Origin of the sequence: Sphingobacterium composti (genome assembly GCF_009829075.1) — a bacterium.
Taxonomy (GTDB): Bacteria; Bacteroidota; Bacteroidia; order Sphingobacteriales; family Sphingobacteriaceae; genus Sphingobacterium; species Sphingobacterium composti.
The window spans coordinates 123535-146079 of the sequence record NZ_WUQZ01000005.1; the positions used below are offsets into that span (position 1 = coordinate 123535).

A 22545-nucleotide genomic window follows, 5' to 3' on the forward strand; every position below is an offset into this window, starting at 1 on the left:
TGCATAAAATCCCTATCGTTCAGGTAAATATTTAGTTTGTTTATTTATGTAATGTAGGACCATGAATGATCAATCTTCCATTTTTCGTAATTTCTAATTCATCAATAAAGACCATTCTTTTATGACCAGTCTTAGTAGTTCGACCGTGATATACGCAATAAATTTTTCCATTATCCAACAACAAACTATTGTGTCCAGTTCCAGTTACACCGCCATCTTTTTGCAGAATAGGATTTGTAACAGATTTTTTGAAAGGACCTAAAGGACTTTTGGAAGTTGCATAACCAATAGCGTAGTTTTCTCCATCAAAATTATTAGAAGAATACATCATATAGTAAAGATCATTATGCTTAAATATATAAGACCCTTCTGTCCATCTTCGCCCAACTTCTTTGGAAGTAACCGAACGGCTTTCCCACTCATGTTCATTCATTTTTGTGGGAGGAGTAAATAAAACTTTAGGTTCACCTATGACGCCAGAAAAATCAGGCTTTAATTCTACGACATATATCCAACTTTCTTCTACCTCATTAAAATAATTCTTCCATTTTGCCCATTCTGATATTTCACTTTCGACAGGATGCTTGTAACAACATCTCGAATAGTACATATAAACTTTTCCATTATCCCAAAATACATTGGCATCTATAATAGGATAGTCTGGATTAAAAATTGGCTTATCATACATATCTATAAATGGACCAAGTGGGTTATCTGCGACCGCAACGCCAATTTTAAAGTTTTCTAATTCATTCGAAGGATTATATTTCCATTGCGCACTATAGAACATGTAAAACTTGCCGTCTCTTTCATAAACTTCAGTAGCCCAAAATGCACTAATTCCCCAAGCATTCTTTTGTGTTGCATCATATACTACCCCTTCTCGTTTCCAATCTTTCAGATTGTCTGAAGAAAATTGACAGCATCTAATACCTCTTTTAGTGACTTATTTTTCACCGAAAGAGTAAAAGTCTGAGCTGAAGTTTCTGCCTTACCTTGTAACATAAATAACAGTAGAAAGACAATAGTTATTTTCATGGGTATCAATAATTCTTTTACTTCTATAGGAACATACATTCCAATAGAAAATAATTTCATTTTTTTCATTAAGTTTGTTTTGTTTGGATGTTTACACTTGGTTTAATTTACATTCTGCTTTTGGCAGAGTCCGAACATTAGGGGGAGGTGTTGGTCGCACTTCCCTATCTTTTTAATGTAAATAATTGGTTTGTGCTTGTTATTTCATAGTTTCATATTTTAAATTTATAATTAGTATATAATAAGTTTTCTATTTTCTAATTTATAATTGATACCTAGTTCTGTGAAGTAAGAAAGAACTGTCTTTAACGAAACATTTCTATTCATTTCACCAGAAAATTTTGTATCAGGAATTTTCCCATTCGCATATACTACATCTATATTATACCATCTTGAAAACTGCCTTGCCACTACATCAAATGGAGATTTATTAAAATGAAATTGTCCCTTTCTCCAAGCGGTATGTTCTAGTACATCTACTTGCAAAGTTTTCAATGATCTATTGTTGTGAATAGCAGCATTGCCTGGGGACAAAATGACAGATTCATTGTATGGATTGGTTACACGAAGTGAGCCATTCACTAAGGTCGTAACCATAATATTTTCGTTATCATAGGCATTAATATTAAATTCGGTACCCAATACCTCTGCTGACTGTTTATTGTAAGTCACTATAAATGGTTTATTTTTATTATGGGCTACTTGGAAATAAGCTTCACCAGATAACTTGACTCTTCTTTCTTTGCTGTGTAGAAAATTCATTGGATATTCAATGCTTGATGCAGAATTAAGATCGATGATAGATCCGTCCGGAAGCTTTACAGAATATGTCTCTCCACGAGCTGTAGTTAATATATTTAAACTTGTATCATACGTAGAGGAGTGATCTACATTTTCGTGGATTTCATATAGAAGTTGTCCTTCTAAAGTTTTACTTATTGATATGCCATTCTCATGAAGAATTTTCCCTTCTACTGTTTCTCCTAAATGTATTTTCTTACCAGATGGGAGCGTCAATGTAGCACCTACTTTTGCTGCTTGAATATCTTGGTTATTAACTGCTATTGTTTCAGTATTAATATTTATCTCTCTTTTAATATAAATCCATATGAATGAGCTAACTACTAATAATATAGCGAAACTAATACTTGCGGTAGTTAGATTCAAATTTCTAAATATTGTACTCCACCATTGAACTAAGGTTTGCTTGTTGGAGTCTGTTTCCTTAGATAGAAGTTGGTGAATAGCAATATTTTTCTGCACATTTTCCAAAGCCTTGTCTTCGTCAAAATATTCTGAAATATGAATGTCCTTTCGAATATTATCCATATTAGTGAGTTTCCGAAATAATTCAATATTTCGAATATCTTCATCCAGCCATTTATTGAGCTTATCTTGTTCAGCACGTGACAATGTACCCGCTAGATAACCTGCTATTAGCTCCGCATAAATAATGGAATGACTAAATGATTTTTTATTTTTCACAAGGTAATTGTATTAGTTATTCACTACAACGGGATGAAGTCAAAAATCTCTAAATTTTTATGAAATAATTTACAATTATTTCATAAAAACATGAATATCAAGCCCTTGTAAATTCAAAAATATTATTAAAGAAAGGTATTCTGACTTGGATAGACGCTCTTTAAGTATAGTAATACCTCTCAATTTTTGATTCGTTACAGTACTGACAGATATTCCAAGCTCATCTGCAATTTCCTTTGGGGTTTTACCTTCATTATAAGTTAAGTGGATAACTTCTTTACATTTCGGAGGCAATGAGTCTATTGCTAACAACACTTTTCGCAATACTTCAGCCTGAATTATTAAATCCAACGTATTGACCTCACTGATGATGTCTTGAGAAATTAGTGTTTTATCATATTTAGACTTTACCTCTTGTCTGTCAAGGTCATCAAAACAAGCATTTTTTACACTTAGATATAAATAGGATTGTGCTAATTCAAATTTTTTAAAAACTTTTTTGCTGATCCATAATTTTAAAAAGCAATCTTGTACAATATCTTCAGATTTTTGGGTGTCATTTGTAATCTTAAAAGCAAAAAAACAAAGTGGCTTGTATAATTTTCTGAACAGAAGATTATACGTACTTTCATTTTGTATATCAAGAGCATTATTAAATTCTCCCATACTATACACTTTTGTTTTTCTAGGTTAATGTATGTTATAATAGTTGATTACAAATCAAAAGGCTCGGTCTATAATACCGTAAATCAAATCTACATAATACTTTATGAAATCCTACTACTACTATATATTATTTATCAATAATTTTCATTTTTAAGAATATGCACACACAAATATTTAATTTTTAAAGACTTTGAAAAAAATATGAATTATAACTTTTTATTAATTAAAAAAAATTCTAATATTCGTAAATCGGATATACCGATCAATATCTACCATATTGAAACATAAACCTTTTTAAAATATACATTACAAGAAAGAAGAAACTATAAAAAAGTAATTTATAAGCGACCAACTATAAATTTTAAACTTTAATTAAAACCAAGTGAAATGAAAAATCTATTAAAAAAATCCAAACTTTTTTGGACCTGTATTGCATGCTTAACAATCACCTGTTCACCATCATTTGAAGATACAACAGTTCGTGATGAACCTGTTCCATCTGATATCTCAAAAACTATCAAAAACCCTCTATTGACTGGATCTGATCCTTGGGTATATCAGAAGGATGGAAAGTACTATTATATGCATACTGATGGTGGGTCAATCAATTTGCGTGTTACTAATTCTGTTTCAAAGATAGCAAGTACGTCTCCAGTAAGAGTTTTCACGACGACTAGAGGCGCGCCAAACTCAAGAAATGTATGGGCTCCGGAAATTCATTACATCAACAGTAAATGGTATATCTATTATACAGCTGGAAGCGGCACCGATGTTACACAGCGTACTTGGGTACTAGAAAATAGTCATGCAGATCCTACACAAGGTATTTGGATAGATAAAGGTCGTATTTTTCACCCTGATGCTGATTTTTGGGCTATTGATGGAAGTATTATGGAACATAAAGGTAGTATGTACTTCTTATGGTGCGGCCGTCCAGGCGCAGCAGTAAATAATCTCACTCAGAATATTTATATCGCAAAAATGAATACTCCATGGAGCTTAGAAGGTTCTGTTACTATGTTAACAACTCCCTCACTAAGTTGGGAAAGAAGTGGGCACCCTGTTAATGAGGGACCACAAAGTTTAGTAAGCCCTAATGGAAAACAGCATATAGTGTATTCTCTAAGCTCTTGTCATACAGACAATTACGCCTTGGGTTTGTTAACGTTAAAAGATAATGGTGATCCGATGAAAGCGACTGATTGGGTAAAATCACAAGAACCAATTTTTACTAAAAATGTGGAAAATAAAGCTTTTGGTCCAGGACATAATTCCTTCTTCAAATCTCCTGATGGTAAAGAGGATTGGATCATTTATCATGCTAATTCCAATGCGGGGGATGGTTGTGGTACTAAGAGAAATATTGGAATTCAGAAAATATCATTTACAGCGTCTGGCGAACCGAATTTAGGAATTCCTGTTGCTATAGGAGCAGAAATAGATGTTCCATCTGGAGAATTATAGAGCTATACACGAGTCAATATTTCATATTTAATACATCTGTCTATGAATTTAAACAAATTAATCATTAATGTATTGTCCTATTTATTATTCATAATAATTGGAGTTGGAAATGTTTTTGGTCAAGACAAAAAGCCGAACATCATTATTATAATGGCTGACGATTTGGATTCCCAACAGTTAAGTTGTTATGGAGGGCAAAACATCAAAACCACGCACATTGATGAGTTGGCAAAGGAAGGAATGCAATTCAATCAAATGATAGCCTCCGAAGCTATGTGTATACCTACTAGAGCTTCACTTTTTACAGGATTATACCCCGTAAAACATGGAGCCTATCAAAATCATAAGGCTGTAAATTCAAATCTAAAAAGCGTGGTACATTATCTAAATGAGGCTGGCTATAAAGTAGGCCTTACAGGCAAAGATCATGTTACTAAGCCAGATAAAATATTTCCCTTTGAAATCATTCCAGGCTTTGAATCCAATTGTATTGCTACCACAGACGAATATTTTTTAGATAGTATCCGTACTTTTATTACAAAAGATAAGGATCCGTATTGTCTTTTTGTAATGAGCTGTAATCCTCATGCTCCTTGGACTGTGGGCGATCCTTCAGAATTTGATCCGGAAAAATTGGTTTTACCAAAACATTGGGTAGATACAAAACTAATCCGATCACAATTTACGAAGTACCTCGCTGAGGTCAGAAGATTAGATAATCAAGTGGGGGATATACTGTCACTTCTCAAAGAAACTAAACAGGACCAAAACACAATTGTAATATTCTTAGGAGAACAAGGAGCACAATTTGCGGGTGCCAAATGGACGTTATTTGACGATGGAGTTAAAAGCTCGATGATTGTCAAGTGGCCTAAAACTATTCAGCCGAATTCCAAAACAAATGCTATAGTACAATATGAAGATATTACACCAACTTTGGTTGAAATAGCGGGTGGAAAAGTTCCGTCTGCATTAGACGGTTATAGTTTTTTGAATGTATTAAAAGGTAAAAACACAAAGCATAGAGATTTTGCTTATTTGATACATAATAATATTCCAGAAGGTCCAGCATATCCTATGCGAGGTGTCCGTAGCGACGAGTATAAATTGATCAAAAATTTAAATCACGAGGAAAATTATTACATCAAATATATGATGAATCCTAACAACGCTAGATTAGCTTGGAATACTTGGATGAAAAAAGCAGAAACAGAACCGACAGCTAAGTTCTTGACAGAAAGAATTTATAAAAGACCTGCTATAGAGTTTTATGATATTCAGAATGATCCATCTGAATTGAATAATCTAGCCAACAAACCAGATTACAAAGATTTAGTAAAAAAATACGAAAGCGAATTACACAAATGGATGAAAAGCCAAGGTGATAAAGGAGCATCGTTAGATGTAGAGATAAAATAACTCTATTAAGTATAATAAGTCTGAAATTGAAATTTCAGACTTATTATACTATTTTGACCACTTTTCTAATGCTTGTAGGAGTAATGGATGTGCAGGATAAGCCATATCATGACCGTATCCATCCAATTCATATAGTTGCACGTTCGTATTTCCATGAAGTTTTAACATCCGATGTAGGTAAGCATTTTCTTCATAACGTCCCATCATTTCCAATTCTCTGTCGCCAGTTAGTAATAGCGTTTTTGGCACTCCCTTTCTTACCCAGTAAAGCGGAGATAGCTCATCAACAGTTGGGTGTAATTCTTCCACGCCTTTTTCTTTCCTAGCCGTGAAATGTGTAATGGCTTGCGCACTATATGATACCACCCCCAGTAATTCATTCGGGTTTACCCCCCTATCAATAAGGTAACTTTGATTTAAAGCGACCATTAATGACAAATACGCTCCTGCTGAATGTCCTGCAAGAACTATCTTTTGATTATTTCCTCCAAGACCTTCAATATTTTCGAAAGTCCACCTCACAGCATCAGCAGCATCATTAATAATATCATGCACTTTTGCTTTAGGAGAGAGCCTATATCCCACCCCTACCACTGCTATATTTTTATTAGTCAGATATGATGGAATTTCCTTATTACCACCTGTCAATCCACCACCATGAAACCATACTACTGTAATGAAGTCTTTCTTATTCGTTGGATAAAAGACGTCAATTTTGCAACGGTCTTGACTATATTCGTCGTTATTTTTTGTGTAAACAACATCAGTTAATTTTTTATAATCATTTCCTTGTGCATGACTTTCAAAAATCAAACAACAAAGTAGTGACGGAAATAGTACAGCTAAAAATATTATTCTTTTCATTAGAAATATAAAATAGATAAATGGTTATTGAGATTAATATACAATTCTAAATTACGATAATTTATTCTAAAGAATAAGCAGATCAAGAATTCTTTCATTAAACACTTTAAGAATGTCATCTTCAATAATAGCATTTGTAAAAGCTACTCTAACCTTGGACAGAAAGTCATAACCGTAAAAAAAGAAAACCTTATTAAGGTGTATACAAATCAAAAAAAAGGAGAATGATATAAATCACTCTCCTTTTTGTGTACCCAGCGCCGGAGTCGAACCGGCACATCCGAAGATATTGGTGTTTGAGACCAACGCGTCTACCAATTCCGCCAGCTGGGCAAGCTGTTTTTGTTGTTCGACAGTGCAAATATAGTTTTAATACCTACACTTGCAAAGAAAAAATACTGTGTTATACAAAAGTGTCTGATTATTAGCTTATTTTTTTATATTCTGACAGTAGCATTTTTATTTACTAGAACCTATAGGCAATTGTTCTAAATTAAAATATCCTACTTCATTCCAATAGATTAATAATTAGTATAAAAGCACTATAAAAGCTAATATCCTTTTCTTTGAAAATTTGCCTTAGTTTAGAAATCGCTTTGCTACGTGCAAAATACACCGTATTAGCAGTAGTACCTAAAGATTCACAAATTTCATCTGTATTTTTACCTTCAAAATGCACCATTCTAAACACATCTGCTTGTTGCTTTGGTAAATTATCCAATTCAATTACAATCTGTTCAATTAGCTCCGTGTAAATAATCTGAGATAAGATATCTGTTTTCAGCTCAGGAGTATTAAGAATAATATCATCTCCTAAATCAACATTTTTGATATAATATGTGCCCAAATGATCATAAGATGCATTTCTAGCTAATAAATACAGATAAGCTTTCATAGCAAAGACTGAATTTGTATTTTCCTTTTTTTGCCATAGTTTGCAAAAAGATTCGGAAACTATTTCTTCAGACACTTCCCTATTTCTTGTAATCTTATATGTATAAAACAATAATTGTTCTCCTAACAAAGACATGAAATATCTAAGTCCTTCTTCATCGCCAGATTTTAGTTTTTCTAGATATTCTATGTCTTGATCCTTCTGCATCATGACATCATAGTTTAAGTTTATAACAACTCAATATAACAAGAAAATTCAAAATACTAAAATGCGGCCTATTTATTACTTATTAAATCATTTGTACTAATGAAGTAAACAATATTCTTACAACACTACTCTAATCTTCCATTTTTCCACGTCATCATTTCACCCCAAAAAGGTATTATAACATTCTCACACTTCACGTGTGGAAGATGTTTCAATGTTTGAGTGATGGAGGCTTGCCCTTTAGGATACGGCTTATGAGCCATTTCCAATAGGTGCGATAATATAGTATACTTTGTCTGAACCTGTCCATCTCCAGTACCAAGAATATTATTTTCTCGTTCAGCTCCCCATCTCAAAACCACCATATCGACTTTACCTTGCACTTTCGTGAAATGTGCTGGATTAAATCCCGAATCTCCACAATGAAGCAGCGAAAAATTATTTGTATCGTCACCACAATCAATACGATAAATCGTTACAAAGTTTGGCAAATTGGGATCAAGCAAATGATCAGAAATATCTGTTCGAATTGTAACATTCCCAACTTTATATGTTGTCGGAACTTGAGACATATATTGTGAATCTTCATTATAAAAGTTGGACAAAATTGGTTTTCCCTTTGAGTTCATAGCTTGCATTAATTTTTTGTTAGCATGGTCTCCGTGATTATGTGTGATGCACAAAAAGTCAAGATAGGGCTCCAAATCCTCTGCGATACGGTGATGTAAGTCAATCCCAAAACATCCTGATGGTGTCTTCACTACGAACCCCATATTATAAAGCAACCAAACCTTTGCTGTTCCCTTATCAACTTTTACCGTTTTTACTTCATGAAGAACTTTATCGAAAGCCGCTCGAAAGGCATAAAATATAGGTACAGTACGTTCCAATTCCTCTGCCTCAGCTCGAGTTTTAGACATATAATTTTTAAAAGGTTGATCAGAATATGGATCTGAAAATGTTTCTACACTTTTCAATATTTTAATGCGCTCATCATTCAGTAAGAAAGGTGAGGAGTGATTTAAAGCTTTTACTAATTCAGCCCCCTCATTTTCATGATTTAAAATTATTTTACTAACACTCCCCTCTTGCGCATACAAAAGGGAAGTGAAAGCTAAAATAAATGTCATTAAGCTAGATATTTTCATATTTAATGATTAAATTAAATGGTTAAATTCTATCCTTTTGGCTATGGAATTATAGTTTCTATATAATTCACTGTTGATAGAGTGTCTATGTCAGTAGAATTAATTAGGTAACGAGTTTTACTTCTTACTATACCACCTTTTTTGGGTTCTACCATTAATAAATTTTTCACAACTTTAACCTCAGGTGTAAATTGACCATTTGTTTGTTCATATGACACAATATTATCTACTACACCCATTTTATTATCAAATTCAATAGTAGAGTTTGATAAAGTAAACTTAACGGTAGAAGGTAATAATGTATTGACATAATTATCTCCATAAACATAGCCACCTTTGGTGAAAAGTAAAGACTTATTTCCAAAAATAGGTTATGGCTCTCTAATAGATATTTTCATTTTAGTTAATAATTATAAGTTTATTTTTGTCTTGTTTTTTCTCAAGTTTGAATTGTATATCGCTTTTTGATAGTATATCCAGTACTTCTTTGAAGTTTTTCTTTCGACTAATGTTTGCATATAATTGTACGTTATAGCTATCATTTTTAACTTCATAATCGAAGTCATACCATCTACCCAAAACATTTAATACTTCTCTTAACTCGGTATCCTCGAATATAAATGTATCATTCACCCAAGATGTATATGTTTTAACATCTACCTTCTGAGAGATTAATTCTCCACCTTTTATTATTACTTGATTTCCTGGCTTTAAAACAATATGCTTTTTATCATTCTCTACGAAGACCTTTCCTTCTACAAGAGTTGTTCGCTGTTCGTTTAAATATGAATTAGTATAAGCATTTACATTAAACTGTGTTCCTAATACTGTTATGGTTTGCTTAGCTGTTTTGACAATAAAAGGTTTTTCATCGTCATTTAGTGATGATTTTTTAACATCAAAATATGCTTCCCCCTCCAATTCAACCATACGTTCTTTACCTCGGAATACAATTGGATACTTAAGTTTAGATTCGGCATTAAGATATACAACTGTTCCATCAGATAAAGTAATATTATATTTTCCTCCTCTAGGAGTTTCAAAAACTGCGTATATTAATTTTTCTGTATCGATATCACTGACTGCTGTTCCATCTGTATAATTGATTTCCTTACCAAAAATCACCCCATTTTGATCTTCACGCAAATCAATAACACGTCCATCAGAAAGTTTGATCCGAGCCTTATTAGTACCAGGATCTAAATCACTAAGTATCATAGTTTGATTTGTCATTAGATACTTGTAGGCTATAAAAGAAAAACCAAGTGTAAAAAAAACAATGACAGCTGCTATATTCAGATAACGTTGATATCCTAAATTTTTAATTGTAGAATCTGACTTTATCTTTTTAAATGATCTTTCTGCTAATTCATTTTTCCAATTTAGATTTTGATCCCGCAACTCTAACCACAATCTTACATCCTCCAAAACCAATGATTCATCTTCAATTCGAATTAAAAATTCTGTATTAAAAATACTTTCTCTTCCCCATTCTTCTAAACGTTGCAATTCATCATCAGAAATGGTTTTATCGATCCTCTTAATAATTAGTTGTAATATTTCAGACTCATTATTCATAGGAATTTTTGAATACGGTTAATAATAGTTTTTATTCTGGTTGAGTATAATACGATTTAGTTAAATAAATCTTAGTAAAATATATAGAAAATAATAAAAATAAATTTTGAAGGCCTTAATCTGCAAGATTGCCTTCGAAATACATTGGATAAAAAAAAACGGATCTTCAACTATTAGAAGATCCGTTTTCTATAATATATATAAGAACGTTATTTTTAACTTATTGGTTCAAGATATTGTGCGTAACAATACCCTTCTTCGCCATCATTCGTACGCACCAACCACCATTGATCATTTGCACGACTTATTAATGTGATAATCTCATCTTTGGCTGCTTTACCTACTATTGGTTGATCAGTTCCTGGACCTTTACGAATATTTAAATTAGAATTTTGAGTGATTACACGAACCTGACTACCTGATATTGCAGTAGATACATCAACATTCATAACAACGTCACCCGACAAAAAATTAGGATCTAACTGATTATAAACATCCCATAATTTATTTTTCACATCAGCACTTGGCGCAGTTCCGCGAATATGCAATACACCTACTTGTTCGGCAATTTGTAAATCTTGTATGCCAGAAGAATTAGCAATATCTATTAAGCCTTTATATTTTGTTGTTAAAGCCATTTTACTTTAAATTTTAATTCAACTTATTTAATAACTAAAGTAGACATGTCTACTCTTTTTGGTGATAATGCATCTAATGATTGCTTCAATACTTGCACTCTTGATTGCTCTACCGAACCCGTAACTGTTATGACACCATCTTTAACTGTAGTTTGCACAGTAGGGAAATCTTTAGTAGCATCTACCACTTTGCTCGTAAGATCAGCGTCGTTGCTATTGATTTCGATTTGCGGTGCTGCAACAACTAAATTGTTTACTACCGACTTGATGTGTTTACTGTCTGCAGCTTTTGCAGAATTCTCAATGGCTTCACGTTCTGATTCACTCGATACTGTTCCTGAAAGTGTAACTACCCCGTCTTTAACATCAACTGATACTCCAGGTGTAGTTGTTACAACATTCTCAACCTTTGCTTTTAAATCCGAATCTGAAACTTTTGATTTGCACGAAACTGTAGCAACTGCTAAGCAACCAGACAGTACGAATACACTAATAACATTTTTTAAACTCATAATGTGTATGTTTTAATTTGATCTTTAAAATAAATATACTGAGTAATAACAATTGCATAGTGGATTTGTTTCCAATATGTTTTTCAAAATGCCGTTGAAAATCTACATTTCACTACTCACAGCGGAAATGTATTCACCGAAAAGACAGCAAGATTGACTGATTTTGAACCGTGTTTAGTCTAATTGCCGTAGATTAAAGATATTCTATCATCTAATTTTGGTGTATCAAAAAAAATAAAATTATAAAACAACAATTAATCAATATCAACCATGAAAAAATCACTATCAACCATTGCTACAGCTTTATTAATGATTATTTCATTAAGTTTATTTGCTAATGCTATAATTAATCCTTTAAAGGAAAAGGACAGTAAATCCATAGTAATCACCTATGTAGATGCTATTGTGTTAGGCTCGGATATATACAATAAATATTTATTCTCAGATGACTTTGAGTACATTAATACTGCAAACAACAGTAAATTCACAAAGAAACAGTACTTGAAATTTTTAAAGGATACTAGAGGGCTTAAGTTTGATTGTAAGACTGAATACCAAATTTTAGATGAGACTGGTAAGTCCTGTGTTGCAAAAGCAATTATTGAATTTGAAAACTTTACGCGTGTCGATTATATAAATATGCAAAAATCCAATGATGGCTGGAAAGTAACGAAAGTTACGACCACCTATCCCTAATTCTGGTGTTTAATGTTTATTATTTAGCCTGCTACTATGCAGGCTTTTCTCGTTTATATACTTTCCTTAATATGCAAAAATCAATAATACAGCAAGGCAAAATAAACGGTAAGGATTTTCACCGAACATTTCTCCTAATTCACCGAAAAACTACCTTAACTCATCTAAAACGCATTCTTCAGCTTCTCATACTACACTACCTTTGGAGTATCAAAAGAAAACAAAGCAACAATTAAAGTTTAAAAATATTAATCAACAACAATTATGAAAACAAAATTATCAACAATCGCAACAGCATTTTTAATGATTATCTCATTAAGCTCTTTCGCTTTACCAAAAGTGAATCCTTTAAAAAACATGGATACCAAAGCTATCGTACTAACATACATCGAAGCGACAACATTAGGATCTGACATGTACAACAAATATTTATTAACAGAAGATTTCGAATACAGCAATACAGCGAATAAGGATTCGTATAATAAAAAAGCATACTTGAAATTTTTGAAAGCTACTAAAGGTTTAAAATTCAATGCGGAAACAACGTATGAAATTTTAGATGAAACTGGTAAAACTTGTATAGCAAAGGCGACAAGTTCTTTTGGAAATTTCACAAGAGTCGACCACATCACTTTAAACAAAACTGTAGAAGGATGGAAAGTGAGCAAAGTCGTAACGACATACCCGTAATATACTGGTAGTTTTTGTTTAGTAATGGCCTACATCCCCTGTAGGCCTTTTTTCATTTCCATAGGTTAAGCTTATAATTTAAAGATATACTTCTCTCAATTACGTAGTTAACCCAAATATTATCCATACCTTTGCGCCATGAAAAAAATAGCGGACTATAGAAAACTTTTAAATGTAGATAATAAAGTGGATTTAACAACTTTAAAATCTCGTTATCGTCAAATAATGAAAGAATGTCACCCAGATCGATTTGTAAATGACGAAGAAGGATTGAGAGCCGCTGAAGAAAAAAGTAAAGAAATGATTGAGGCTTACCATTTTTTGGTTAGTATTTGTCCTGAAACTTTAGAAAATCAACTACCTATTTATAAAAACACCATTGAAACTTCTGCTATTGCTGATTTTGATTGGAAAGGTCATATATTAAGTATTTCATTTACTGATGGTAGCAAGTATGAATATTTTAATGTAACAAAAAATGAATATATTAAATTGATTAATGCGGATTCGCCTGCACGTCATGCCAAACGTCACATATATCCGAAGTATGCATATAGAAATGTGCTTAAAACAGCATAAATCACTATTATAAAATAAGCGACTTGAATTTTAAAATTTAAGTCGCTTATTTTTTACTCCCCCAGTTATAGATTTCCTCTTTTCATCTCTTCCATGGCATAGTGTGCTGCACGGGCCGTTAATGCCATAAAAGTCAGCGAGGGATTTTGGGTTCCTGTTGAGGTCATTGCCGCACCATCGGTGACAAATACATTTTTACAATGATGTAATTGGTTCCATTTATTCAAAAGTGAAGTTTTTGGATCATTTCCCATACGCACACCACCCATCTCATGAATATCTAACCCAGGATTTTGATTATTTCTATTTGGAGAAATATTTTTAACACCCACAGCTTCTAGCATTTCAGATCCTTGTGCTAAAAAATCTTCCATACTTTTGTAGTCATTATCCTGATATCCGATATTCGTGATTAATTGTGGTAAACCATATTTATCCTTTTTTTGTTCACTTAGTTTTATATAATTATGCTCAGAAGGAATTGTTTCACCTTGCATAATCATCCATACCCACCATCCCCCGACTTCGGTTAGGTTATCTTTATATTTTCCACCAACTTGTGGACCATCTGTCCATTTTCCGGTAGGACGATAAGCACTAAAGAAGCTAGCGTAGCCACGTAAAAAATCACTTTCCTGCTTATGTACATTTCTGAAATTAGGAATAATTGGCTGTGTCGGGCGCTTACCGTAATAATATTTATCCTCAAAACCTTCTATTGATCCGCCAACATTCCCCATATAATTGTGAAAAGCAACGTATTTCCCCATGAGACCATTATCGTTCCCAAGTCCATTTGGGAAGCGACTTGATTTTGAATTGAGCAAAATTAGATTTGTCGCCAATGTCGAAGCATTTACAAAAATAATACGTGCAAAATACTCTTCCACCTTATCTGTATTTCTATCAATCACTCTTACACCTACTGCCTTACCTTCATTCTCATCATAAATAATTGATTCAACGATCTTGTTAGATTTCAATGTCAAATTACCGGTTTTGGCAGCCCACGGTATTGTGGATGAAGTAGATGAAAAATAGCCACCAAATGGGCAGCCTCTTTGGCATAATACGCGATTTTGGCATTTAGTACGACCTTGCATAATATGTATAGGTTGGGGATCAGTGATATGTGCACATCGACCTTGTATGACCTGTCTATCAGGATAGCGTAGTTTCAATTTCTCTTTTACAGCCAGTTCCACAACATTTAGATCGAATCCAGGTAAGAATTCGCCATCAGGCATATAAGGATTTCCTTCCTTATGCCCCGCAACACCAATAAATCTTTCTACATATGAATACCATGGAGCGATATCTTTGTAACGTATAGGCCAATCAACAGCAAACCCGTCACGTGCAGGACCTTCAAAATCATAATCTGACCAACGCTGCACTTGTCTTGCCCATAATAAGGACTTACCTCCTGTTGCATCGGCTCTAATCCAATCGAATGGCTTTTCTTGAATATATTCTTGTTCCTTATCATGGAGAAAAAAATGTTGTGCATCTTCTTTAAATGCATAACATCGAGATGCTACTGGGTTATCTTTTTTAAGAGTTAACGGTAAATGATTAGCATGTTGTAATTCCCAAGGATCGAGATTCGTTGTCGGATAGTCTCTTATATGTTTAACGTCTTTCCCTCGCTCGAGTATGAGCGTTTTCAATCCATTTTCACAAAATTCTTTAGCTGCCCATCCCCCAGACATTCCTGATCCAATTACTATTACATCATACGTATTAGGTTTATTCATTATGTGTTTTAAAGTAGATTTAGGTCCCGAAATCATCATAATAAAATATAATAGTAATTTCGAATGTGTATTGTTTTAAATATTATGTTCTATCTATTACTTTTTCTTCTTGAGTTAGTGGCGCAGGAGGTATTTCAGATACATTACGCTCAATCTCTTTTACTTCTACATGTACTGCGTATTCAGATGGCTCAATAGAAATTCCTTTATAGGAGGCATATTCTCTTGTAAAAACTGCACCAAAATATAATATCGCAGCAGTATAATATACCCAGAGTAAAATCAAAACGATAGATCCTGCGGCACCATATGTCGATTCTGTATCGGAATTTTGGAGGTAAAATCCAATTAACAACCTACCTATCACAAATAATACCGCAGTAAATATTGCACCAGCACGAACCGTACTCCATTTGATATTTACATCTGGCAAAATTTTGAAAATAACGGAAAACAATATAAAGATGATTCCAAAAGTCAATAAGAAATTCACTGCATCAAATAGGTATACTGTAATATCAGGGAAATAACGTTGTAAATTATCGGTAAAAGTTAAAATAATACCATTGATTACTAAGGTTACGACTAGGAGAAAACCTAGACCTATAATAAGTGAGGAAGACAATAGTCTATCCTTTATAATCTTGAGCCAACCTTTTTTAGGTTTTGCACGCACATGCCAGATACGATTAATAGAGTTTTGAATATCACCAAAAACAGTAGTAGCACCTATTAATAATGTAATACCACTAATAACCAAAGCTATATTACTTTTGCCAGATAATTCTAAATTTTTAATAATTGATTGAATCTGACTAGCTGCACTTGCTCCAACTAAACCATTCAATTCTCCAAACAGGCGTCCTTTGACAGCATCTTCTCCGTAAAAAAGACTAGCCAAGGTAATCATCAATACTAAAATAGGGCCAATTGAAAATACGGTATAATAAGCTAATGAAGCACTGTATTTTAAACTGTCTTCATTAAGAAATCCTTGTACTGTATTCTTTAGAACAGTAAAACTTCTTTTAAAAAAATTAGGCTTTGTTTCTTGATTATTTTCGCTCATAATGTGATAATATCATTTAAACAAATTAAACATTTCGCCACAATTTTTGTTTGACTTTATTGATAATCAATTAATTTATCAAAATTATATTTTTATGGCATGGAGTTTGTAAATATTATATCAAGATTAAAACTTGATATAATCGTTTTATTTACAACATACTTCCAACCCACTAATACTTCCCCGTTTTAGTGGGTTTCCACTTTATTAACGTTCTACTAATTCTTTAACTTCTTCTCCGTAATAATCAATCTGCGTAGTCTTTATTTTCAATAAATTAGACCACTTTCTGAATGCACCTATAAATACTAAAAGCATTAAAAACATAGCCAAGATAGCTAAACCCGCAAGTAAATATTGATGTGTCGGAATATACATATCCATAACTTGAACATAGCCTGCCCAGAATGTTATTATTGCCATAAATACTCCTGGGATCGCTGTACAAAGCGCATATTTACCCCTATTCATACGAATTAGCATAGTAGTACAAACTATTAATCCACACGCAGCAAGTAATTGGTTGCTAATGCCAAACAATGGCCAAATACTACTCACATTTCCTGTATAAACTAAATAGCCCCATGCAAAAGTAAAAAGTCCACTACTTATTATAATTCCTGGTAACCAGTTTTTATTTTTAAAAGAAGGAATTACGCCACCTAACATTTCTTGTAAAAAGAATCTCCCCACACGCGTGCCTGCATCAATAGCTGTAAGAATAAAAACAGCTTCGAACATGATAGCAAAATTATACCAATACGCCACCACATCGTTCATAAACGGTATCTTATCGAAAATATGTGCCATACCCACAGCCAAAGAAACAGCTCCACCTGTACGACCATATAAGTCGATACCTATTCGCTCAATAAAAGAATCCAAATCTACAGCAGTCAACTGTGGGTTTGCAGCTATAAAACTCTCATAAGCTGCCGCAGGTGTATTAATAGCGAAATAATCACCTGGCATTAAAGTACATGCAGCAATTAATGCCATCAATGCTACAAAACCTTCTACCAACATCGCCCCGTATCCTACGAATAATATATCACGCTCACGAGACAACATTTTTGGAGTAGTACCTGTTGCAATGACAGCATGAAATCCTGAAATCGCTCCACAAGCTATCACAATAAATATAAATGGCAATACAGGACCTCCAATTACTGGACCACCACCATTAATAAAATTGGTCAATGCAGGCATTTCTATAGTGGGTTGCACAAATATAATCCCAATGGCTAGCATTAGAATAGTACCTATTTTTAAATATGTCGATAAGTAATCTCTCGGTACAAGCAATAACCACATTGGCAAAACAGAAGCAAGAAATCCGTAAACCGATATAGAAATAGCAATCGTATCGATATCCCAATGAAACATATTTGATATGTTTTCGTATTGCATCAGGCTATGTCCACCGATAATTCCTACAATCAATAAAACACCGCCTATTATACTTGCTAACAGCACCGAATCCTTGCGGTAGCGCATAATCAACCCCATCAATATGGCTATTGGCATCGTAATTATTACGGTAAATAAAGACCAAGACGCTTCATGCATAGCGCTAATACAGGCCAAAGACAATCCTGCGAGCGTTAAAATTAAAATAAACAATACAGCAATTCCGGCAATTAGTCCAGTAGTTTTTCCAATCTCTTTTGAAGCTATGGATGCTAAACTTTCTCCCTTATGACGTACAGAGGCAAACAATACAATCATATCATGCACCCCACCTGCTAATACACACCCTATCAAAATCCACAATGCACCTGGAAGATATCCAAACTGTGCCGCTAAAACTGGACCTACCAATGGCCCTGCAGCCGCAATAGCTGCAAAATGATGTCCAAATAATACATTCCGATTGGTCGATATATAATCATGTCCATCTGCAAATTCGACTGCTGGTGTATTATATTTATTATTCAATCGCAGGACTTTATTTGCCATGAACAAACCGTAAATACGATAGGCAATTGCAAATAAAAGTAGCGCAACAAAAATGAGTGTTAAAGCATTTATACCATTCAATGATTCCATAGGTTTTTTGAATATTGATTACAAGCAGTAAATATAAAAATTCTTGATTATCATAAAGTATATTTTTAAAAATATTTAATAATAGACATTAAAATAGTTAACTATTAATCTAACTCAAGTTCGAGGAAAGGATATTCATAGTCTATTATTTTTGTATCTTCGCAAACTTTAACAGTCTTCAAAACGTTGTATTAGATATTGTATTATTTTATTGATATTTAATACATTCAGATGAATTAATTATGGAACAAGAGCAACAAGATTTAAGATTATTTGATTTAGCATGCAGGCAGCAAACTCTATATCCTGATCTTTCTATTTTTGCATATAAAATCGATAATGAATGGAAAGAAATCAAATCGACAGAATTTATCGCTAAAGTTGATGCTATTTCAAAAGGATTAATAGAATTAGGTGTCAAGCCTCATGAAAAGGTAGGTCTGATAGCCGACAGCAGCGTAGAATGGCATATCATGGATTTTGCAATTCAGCAAGTCGGTGCAGTATGTGTTGCGATGTATCCAAACATTACGGATGCGGATTATCAGTATATATTCAATGATGCAGAAATCAAGCTGTGTGTCGTAAGCAACAAAAATTTATACAGTCGAATCTTAAATCTTCAAGAATCACTATACACATTAAAGTATATTTTCTGTATTGCTGAGGTACCTGATTCCCGTAATTGGAAAGAAATTGTAGAATTGGGTAAAACCATTTCTGACGACACATTAAAGCAACGAAGCGATGCGGTCAAGCCTTCAGATTTAGCGACTTTAATATATACCTCTGGTACCACGGGTAAGCCAAAAGGCGTAATGTTGACACATAATAACATTATGTTTAATGTAATGGCTGCACGTGAAATCACACCTTTGCAAGCCTATACCAGATCCTTGACATTCTTACCTCCTTGTCATGCTTACGAGAGGATGGTAATCTATACGTATATGTACATTGGTATCACGACGTACATAGCTGAATCATTAGATAAGATTGGAAATAATATCAAAGAAGCTAAACCACACATCATGACGGCTGTACCTCGTATTCTTGAAAAAGTATATGAGAAAATCATGAAAATAGGACATGAGTTGAGTGGTTCTAAACGAAAAGTTTTTGATTGGGCAGTGAGTGTGGGTGAAGCATACGATCCAAATCCAGACAAAAGATCGTTTGTATACAACATGAAATTAAAGCTTGCCAAGAAGTTAGTGTTGGATAAGTGGTATGAAGCTTTGGGCGGACATTTAGTTACCGTAGCATCAGGTTCTGCTTCACTTCAAAATAAATTAGCCCGTGTTTTCTTAGCTGCTGGTATTCCACTTTATGAAGGCTATGGAATGACTGAAGCTTCTCCATTGATTTCGGTTAACCATTATATCAAAGGTATTCGCGTAGGAACAGTAGGTTTACCTGTGAAATATGTAGAAGTGAAGTTGGCAGAAGACGGCGAAATCCTAGTCAAGGGTCCTAACGTGATGCAAGGATATTACAAAAACCCAGAAGAAACAGCTAAAACAATTATTGATGGCTGGTTGCATACGGGTGATATCGCTGTGATGGAAGAAGGCAAATTCATCAAAATTATCGACCGTAAAAAAGAAATGTTTAAAATTTCTGGTGGTAAATATGTAATTCCTCAGCCTATAGAAAAGAAATTAGTAGAATCCTATTTCATCGAACAAGCGATGGTGATTGGAGACGGTCAAAAATTTGCTTCGGCATTTATAGTTCCAAATTATGGTCATTTGGCTGACTGGAGCAAGTCTAGCGCACCAGAGTTGATCGGTATGAAAAAAGATGAATTTTTGAGCCATCCTACGATTGTTAAAAAAATAAATGCAGAAGTTCGCTTAGCAAATCAACACTTTGGTAACTGGGAGCAAATCAAAAAGCCCATAATCTTGCACGATGAATTCACAATAGATGGTGGAGAACTAACACCAACATTAAAAATGAAACGAAAAGTAATTCTAGAAAAATATAAAAATCAATTCAACGAATTGTACAAATCAGATGAAGATTAAAAAGATAAGGCTCGAAATTTCGAGCCTTATCTTTTTAAGTTAAATATTGTTTATTAGATTTTCTAATACCAATTGGTATGCTTAATTATATGAATGAATCCAATATAATTGAAAAATAAATCGAAATTCAAAAAGAAATATTAAATGATTTTTCATTGCGTTGGGAGCTTAATTAAAAATTTCTTAGCTAATACAAAGTCAATCTGTTATTTTGTTTTTTAAGGTTTTAGAAAACTAGATTCACATCAAAACCATTCCTTTGCTAATATACCATTTATCAAAAATTCATAACTTTAGATTATGACATAAAATGAAACACCACAATGAAGGCAAAAAGAACTTGTACTGAAGGACATAGCTTTTACAAGGTATCGGATTGTCCGACTTGTCCGATTTGTGAAAAGTTAATATCAACTAATGCAATTGGATTTATGCAATTGCTAAACAGTCCAGCACGGCGTGCTCTCGAAAGTCAACAAATTGATTCGTTGGAAAAACTTGCGACCTTTTCGGAGCGAGAAATCCTAAAACTACACGGCATCGGAAAGAGCAGCATTCCAATTCTCAAATCCTGTCTCGAGAAACAACAACTCTCCTTTCGAATAGATATTAAACCAAAAAATTATGAAAATAAGTAAACCTATTTATACCTGCTTGTGGTTTGAAGATAACGCTCTAGATGCAGCCACATTCTATTGTTCCATTTTTGAAGATGCGCATATCGAACAACAGAATCCATTTGCGCTGCTATTCAAGCTGAATGGTACAACTTTTATGGCATTGCATGGTGGTCCAAAGTATTTCCACTCCCCCGCGGTTTCATTTGTAATCGATTGTGATACGCAAGAGCAAATTGATTACTTCTGGGAAAAGCTCGGTGCTGACGGAAGATACGATAGATGTGGTTGGCTAACGGATAAATTTGGCATTTCTTGGCAAATAGTTCCTACCATATTACCACAATTGATGGCAGATGAAAGCAAGAGAGACAATGTGGTCAAAGCCTTTATGCAGATGAGCAAATTTGATATTCAGACCCTCCTAGAGGCATAAAAGATTAAAGCAATATATTCAATAACTTTCTTAAAATCCTTTGATATCTAATATCTTTACTCTTCTATTGCCTAAAACAACAAAGATGAATCTACTTGAAAAGCGTGCGACATTAGAATACAGTATTAAACAGAATTTTGGACTATTAGGAAGCGAAGAAATAGGCCGAATAGCGGATTTATTCAAATACAAAACGCATAAGAAAGGTGAATTTCTCCTAAATAAGGACAAATCCTGTCAACACATGTATTTTGTCCTTTCAGGTTACGTGCGCATTTTTGTTGAATTAGAGACTAAAGAAGTCACGCAATGGGTAAGTGGCAAAGGATATTTTCTGACGGATTTGGCCAGTTTCCAGTTCAATACTCCTGCACGTTGGAATATGCAGACACTCGTCGATACCGAAATATTCTATATCCACAAAAGTGATTATGATTCTTTTAAATTTATTCTGTCCCAATGGAACGAAATCGAGAAGCAATTTATCATGCATTGCTTCATCACACTCGAAGAACGTGTTTTTAGCCATCTAGCCATGACGGCCGAAGAACGATACTTTAATTTTTTCGAGCAGAACAAAGAACTTTTCAATCAAATTCCACTGCAATATATTGCATCCATGTTGGGTATGACACCCGAAACTTTTAGTAGAATTCGCAAAAAACAACTTTGTTGATTTCTTGATTTATATCAAGAGTCGTTTGTCAA

23 protein-coding genes and 1 tRNA gene are annotated in these 22545 nt (G+C 33.6%); 9 read left to right on the forward strand and 15 right to left on the reverse strand.

All coding sequences use genetic code 11. From position 1 onward, the window contains the following. Window positions 1-40 precede the first annotated feature (40 nt). The 4 genes from GOQ17_RS05515 to GOQ17_RS05525 form a co-directional block, all read right to left on the reverse strand. Entirely contained in the window at window positions 41-931 is an 891-nt protein-coding gene (locus GOQ17_RS05515; RefSeq protein ID WP_159636109.1) for a glycoside hydrolase family 43 protein, read from the reverse strand. Further along, window positions 898-1107 carry a hypothetical protein gene (locus tag GOQ17_RS16360; protein WP_236537069.1) on the reverse strand — a complete coding sequence of 70 codons (210 nt, stop codon included), beginning with the start codon at window positions 1105-1107 and terminating at the stop codon, window positions 898-900. The genes GOQ17_RS05515 and GOQ17_RS16360 overlap by 34 nt, the downstream gene beginning before the upstream one ends. Before the next feature lie 162 nt (window positions 1108-1269). Next, window positions 1270-2523, reverse strand: coding sequence for a FecR family protein (locus GOQ17_RS05520; protein ID WP_159635986.1), 1254 nt, complete (start codon window positions 2521-2523; stop codon window positions 1270-1272). 75 nt (window positions 2524-2598) lie between these two features. Beyond that, window positions 2599-3189 carry an RNA polymerase sigma-70 factor gene (locus tag GOQ17_RS05525; RefSeq protein WP_159635988.1) on the reverse strand — a complete coding sequence of 197 codons (591 nt, stop codon included), beginning with the start codon at window positions 3187-3189 and terminating at the stop codon, window positions 2599-2601. 387 nt (window positions 3190-3576) lie between these two features. Here GOQ17_RS05525 and GOQ17_RS05530 point away from each other — a divergent pair, with 387 nt between their 5' ends. Together GOQ17_RS05530 and GOQ17_RS05535 are read left to right on the forward strand one after the other, a co-directional pair. After that, window positions 3577-4653, forward strand: coding sequence for a glycoside hydrolase family 43 protein (locus GOQ17_RS05530; RefSeq protein ID WP_159635990.1), 1077 nt, complete (start codon window positions 3577-3579; stop codon window positions 4651-4653). Between the two features lie 42 nt (window positions 4654-4695). Beyond that, a complete protein-coding gene (locus tag GOQ17_RS05535; RefSeq protein WP_159635992.1) occupies window positions 4696-6072 on the forward strand; it encodes a sulfatase family protein in 1377 nt (458 codons plus the stop codon). A 48-nt stretch (window positions 6073-6120) separates the two neighbouring features. Here GOQ17_RS05535 and GOQ17_RS05540 read toward each other — a convergent pair whose 3' ends face one another. The 8 genes from GOQ17_RS05540 to GOQ17_RS05575 form a co-directional block, all read right to left on the reverse strand. Further along, on the reverse strand, window positions 6121-6936 hold the full coding sequence (locus GOQ17_RS05540; RefSeq protein WP_159635994.1) for an alpha/beta hydrolase: 816 nt from the start codon (window positions 6934-6936) through the stop codon (window positions 6121-6123). Between the two features lie 251 nt (window positions 6937-7187). Continuing rightward, window positions 7188-7269: transfer RNA gene (locus GOQ17_RS05545), tRNA-Leu, on the reverse strand. A 175-nt stretch (window positions 7270-7444) separates the two neighbouring features. Next, window positions 7445-8041, reverse strand: coding sequence for an RNA polymerase sigma factor (locus GOQ17_RS05550; RefSeq protein WP_159635996.1), 597 nt, complete (start codon window positions 8039-8041; stop codon window positions 7445-7447). A 122-nt stretch (window positions 8042-8163) separates the two neighbouring features. Then, window positions 8164-9186, reverse strand: a complete 1023-nt coding sequence (locus tag GOQ17_RS05555) for an MBL fold metallo-hydrolase (RefSeq protein WP_159635998.1) — start codon at window positions 9184-9186, stop codon at window positions 8164-8166. A 41-nt stretch (window positions 9187-9227) separates the two neighbouring features. Then, the gene (locus tag GOQ17_RS05560; protein ID WP_159635999.1) at window positions 9228-9425 is read right to left on the reverse strand and encodes a hypothetical protein; all 198 of its coding nucleotides are present in this window, start codon (window positions 9423-9425) and stop codon (window positions 9228-9230) included. A 160-nt stretch (window positions 9426-9585) separates the two neighbouring features. Further along, complete coding sequence (locus tag GOQ17_RS05565) at window positions 9586-10764, reverse strand: FecR family protein (protein WP_159636001.1); 1179 nt, start codon at window positions 10762-10764, stop codon at window positions 9586-9588. Window positions 10765-10979: 215 nt separating this feature from the next. Then, complete coding sequence (locus GOQ17_RS05570; protein ID WP_159636004.1) at window positions 10980-11402, reverse strand: SH3 domain-containing protein; 423 nt, start codon at window positions 11400-11402, stop codon at window positions 10980-10982. 23 nt (window positions 11403-11425) lie between these two features. Further along, on the reverse strand, window positions 11426-11914 hold the full coding sequence (locus tag GOQ17_RS05575) for a BON domain-containing protein (protein WP_159636007.1): 489 nt from the start codon (window positions 11912-11914) through the stop codon (window positions 11426-11428). A gap of 270 nt (window positions 11915-12184) precedes the next feature. Between GOQ17_RS05575 and GOQ17_RS05580 the strand changes: the two genes are divergently transcribed. The 3 genes from GOQ17_RS05580 (at window position 12185) to GOQ17_RS05590 (ending at window position 13879) form a co-directional block, all read left to right on the forward strand. After that, window positions 12185-12610, forward strand: coding sequence for a hypothetical protein (locus tag GOQ17_RS05580; RefSeq protein ID WP_159636010.1), 426 nt, complete (start codon window positions 12185-12187; stop codon window positions 12608-12610). 264 nt (window positions 12611-12874) lie between these two features. Continuing rightward, a complete protein-coding gene (locus tag GOQ17_RS05585; RefSeq protein WP_159636013.1) occupies window positions 12875-13300 on the forward strand; it encodes a nuclear transport factor 2 family protein in 426 nt (141 codons plus the stop codon). A 138-nt stretch (window positions 13301-13438) separates the two neighbouring features. After that, window positions 13439-13879, forward strand: a complete 441-nt coding sequence (locus GOQ17_RS05590) for a KTSC domain-containing protein (protein ID WP_159636016.1) — start codon at window positions 13439-13441, stop codon at window positions 13877-13879. Between the two features lie 65 nt (window positions 13880-13944). Here the strand turns inward: GOQ17_RS05590 and GOQ17_RS05595 are convergent, their stop codons facing one another. From GOQ17_RS05595 to GOQ17_RS05605, 3 genes are all read right to left on the reverse strand, one after another. Beyond that, complete coding sequence (locus tag GOQ17_RS05595; RefSeq protein WP_236537070.1) at window positions 13945-15636, reverse strand: GMC oxidoreductase; 1692 nt, start codon at window positions 15634-15636, stop codon at window positions 13945-13947. Window positions 15637-15718: 82 nt separating this feature from the next. Continuing rightward, complete coding sequence (locus GOQ17_RS05600; RefSeq protein ID WP_159636022.1) at window positions 15719-16705, reverse strand: YihY/virulence factor BrkB family protein; 987 nt, start codon at window positions 16703-16705, stop codon at window positions 15719-15721. A 207-nt stretch (window positions 16706-16912) separates the two neighbouring features. Further along, window positions 16913-18754 carry a carbon starvation CstA family protein gene (locus GOQ17_RS05605; protein ID WP_201288549.1) on the reverse strand — a complete coding sequence of 614 codons (1842 nt, stop codon included), beginning with the start codon at window positions 18752-18754 and terminating at the stop codon, window positions 16913-16915. Between the two features lie 242 nt (window positions 18755-18996). Here GOQ17_RS05605 and GOQ17_RS05610 point away from each other — a divergent pair, with 242 nt between their 5' ends. The 4 genes from GOQ17_RS05610 (at window position 18997) to GOQ17_RS05625 (ending at window position 22513) form a co-directional block, all read left to right on the forward strand. Further along, on the forward strand, window positions 18997-20784 hold the full coding sequence (locus GOQ17_RS05610) for an AMP-dependent synthetase/ligase (RefSeq protein WP_159636025.1): 1788 nt from the start codon (window positions 18997-18999) through the stop codon (window positions 20782-20784). 323 nt (window positions 20785-21107) lie between these two features. Further along, complete coding sequence (locus GOQ17_RS05615) at window positions 21108-21422, forward strand: helix-hairpin-helix domain-containing protein (RefSeq protein WP_159636028.1); 315 nt, start codon at window positions 21108-21110, stop codon at window positions 21420-21422. Further along, on the forward strand, window positions 21409-21837 hold the full coding sequence (locus tag GOQ17_RS05620) for a VOC family protein (protein WP_236537071.1): 429 nt from the start codon (window positions 21409-21411) through the stop codon (window positions 21835-21837). Before GOQ17_RS05615 ends, GOQ17_RS05620 begins: the two co-directional genes overlap by 14 nt. Before the next feature lie 85 nt (window positions 21838-21922). After that, window positions 21923-22513 carry a Crp/Fnr family transcriptional regulator gene (locus tag GOQ17_RS05625; RefSeq protein WP_159636031.1) on the forward strand — a complete coding sequence of 197 codons (591 nt, stop codon included), beginning with the start codon at window positions 21923-21925 and terminating at the stop codon, window positions 22511-22513. Window positions 22514-22545: the final 32 nt, after the last annotated feature.

Coding starts and splice junctions, on each gene's coding strand:
- GOQ17_RS16360 (WP_236537069.1), bottom strand. CDS start 1,107: ATGAAAAAAATGAAATTATTTTCTATTGGAATGTATGTTCCTATAGAA.
- GOQ17_RS05525 (WP_159635988.1), bottom strand. CDS start 3,189: ATGGGAGAATTTAATAATGCTCTTGATATACAAAATGAAAGTACGTAT.
- GOQ17_RS05530 (WP_159635990.1), top strand. CDS start 3,577: ATGAAAAATCTATTAAAAAAATCCAAACTTTTTTGGACCTGTATTGCA.
- GOQ17_RS05535 (WP_159635992.1), top strand. CDS start 4,696: ATGAATTTAAACAAATTAATCATTAATGTATTGTCCTATTTATTATTC.
- GOQ17_RS05540 (WP_159635994.1), bottom strand. CDS start 6,936: ATGAAAAGAATAATATTTTTAGCTGTACTATTTCCGTCACTACTTTGT.
- GOQ17_RS05550 (WP_159635996.1), bottom strand. CDS start 8,041: ATGATGCAGAAGGATCAAGACATAGAATATCTAGAAAAACTAAAATCT.
- GOQ17_RS05555 (WP_159635998.1), bottom strand. CDS start 9,186: ATGAAAATATCTAGCTTAATGACATTTATTTTAGCTTTCACTTCCCTT.
- GOQ17_RS05560 (WP_159635999.1), bottom strand. CDS start 9,425: ATGGGTGTAGTAGATAATATTGTGTCATATGAACAAACAAATGGTCAA.
- GOQ17_RS05565 (WP_159636001.1), bottom strand. CDS start 10,764: ATGAATAATGAGTCTGAAATATTACAACTAATTATTAAGAGGATCGAT.
- GOQ17_RS05570 (WP_159636004.1), bottom strand. CDS start 11,402: ATGGCTTTAACAACAAAATATAAAGGCTTAATAGATATTGCTAATTCT.
- GOQ17_RS05575 (WP_159636007.1), bottom strand. CDS start 11,914: ATGAGTTTAAAAAATGTTATTAGTGTATTCGTACTGTCTGGTTGCTTA.
- GOQ17_RS05580 (WP_159636010.1), top strand. CDS start 12,185: ATGAAAAAATCACTATCAACCATTGCTACAGCTTTATTAATGATTATT.
- GOQ17_RS05585 (WP_159636013.1), top strand. CDS start 12,875: ATGAAAACAAAATTATCAACAATCGCAACAGCATTTTTAATGATTATC.
- GOQ17_RS05590 (WP_159636016.1), top strand. CDS start 13,439: ATGAAAAAAATAGCGGACTATAGAAAACTTTTAAATGTAGATAATAAA.
- GOQ17_RS05595 (WP_236537070.1), bottom strand. CDS start 15,636: ATGAATAAACCTAATACGTATGATGTAATAGTAATTGGATCAGGAATG.
- GOQ17_RS05600 (WP_159636022.1), bottom strand. CDS start 16,705: ATGAGCGAAAATAATCAAGAAACAAAGCCTAATTTTTTTAAAAGAAGT.
- GOQ17_RS05605 (WP_201288549.1), bottom strand. CDS start 18,754: ATGGAATCATTGAATGGTATAAATGCTTTAACACTCATTTTTGTTGCG.
- GOQ17_RS05610 (WP_159636025.1), top strand. CDS start 18,997: ATGGAACAAGAGCAACAAGATTTAAGATTATTTGATTTAGCATGCAGG.
- GOQ17_RS05615 (WP_159636028.1), top strand. CDS start 21,108: ATGAAGGCAAAAAGAACTTGTACTGAAGGACATAGCTTTTACAAGGTA.
- GOQ17_RS05620 (WP_236537071.1), top strand. CDS start 21,409: ATGAAAATAAGTAAACCTATTTATACCTGCTTGTGGTTTGAAGATAAC.
- GOQ17_RS05625 (WP_159636031.1), top strand. CDS start 21,923: ATGAATCTACTTGAAAAGCGTGCGACATTAGAATACAGTATTAAACAG.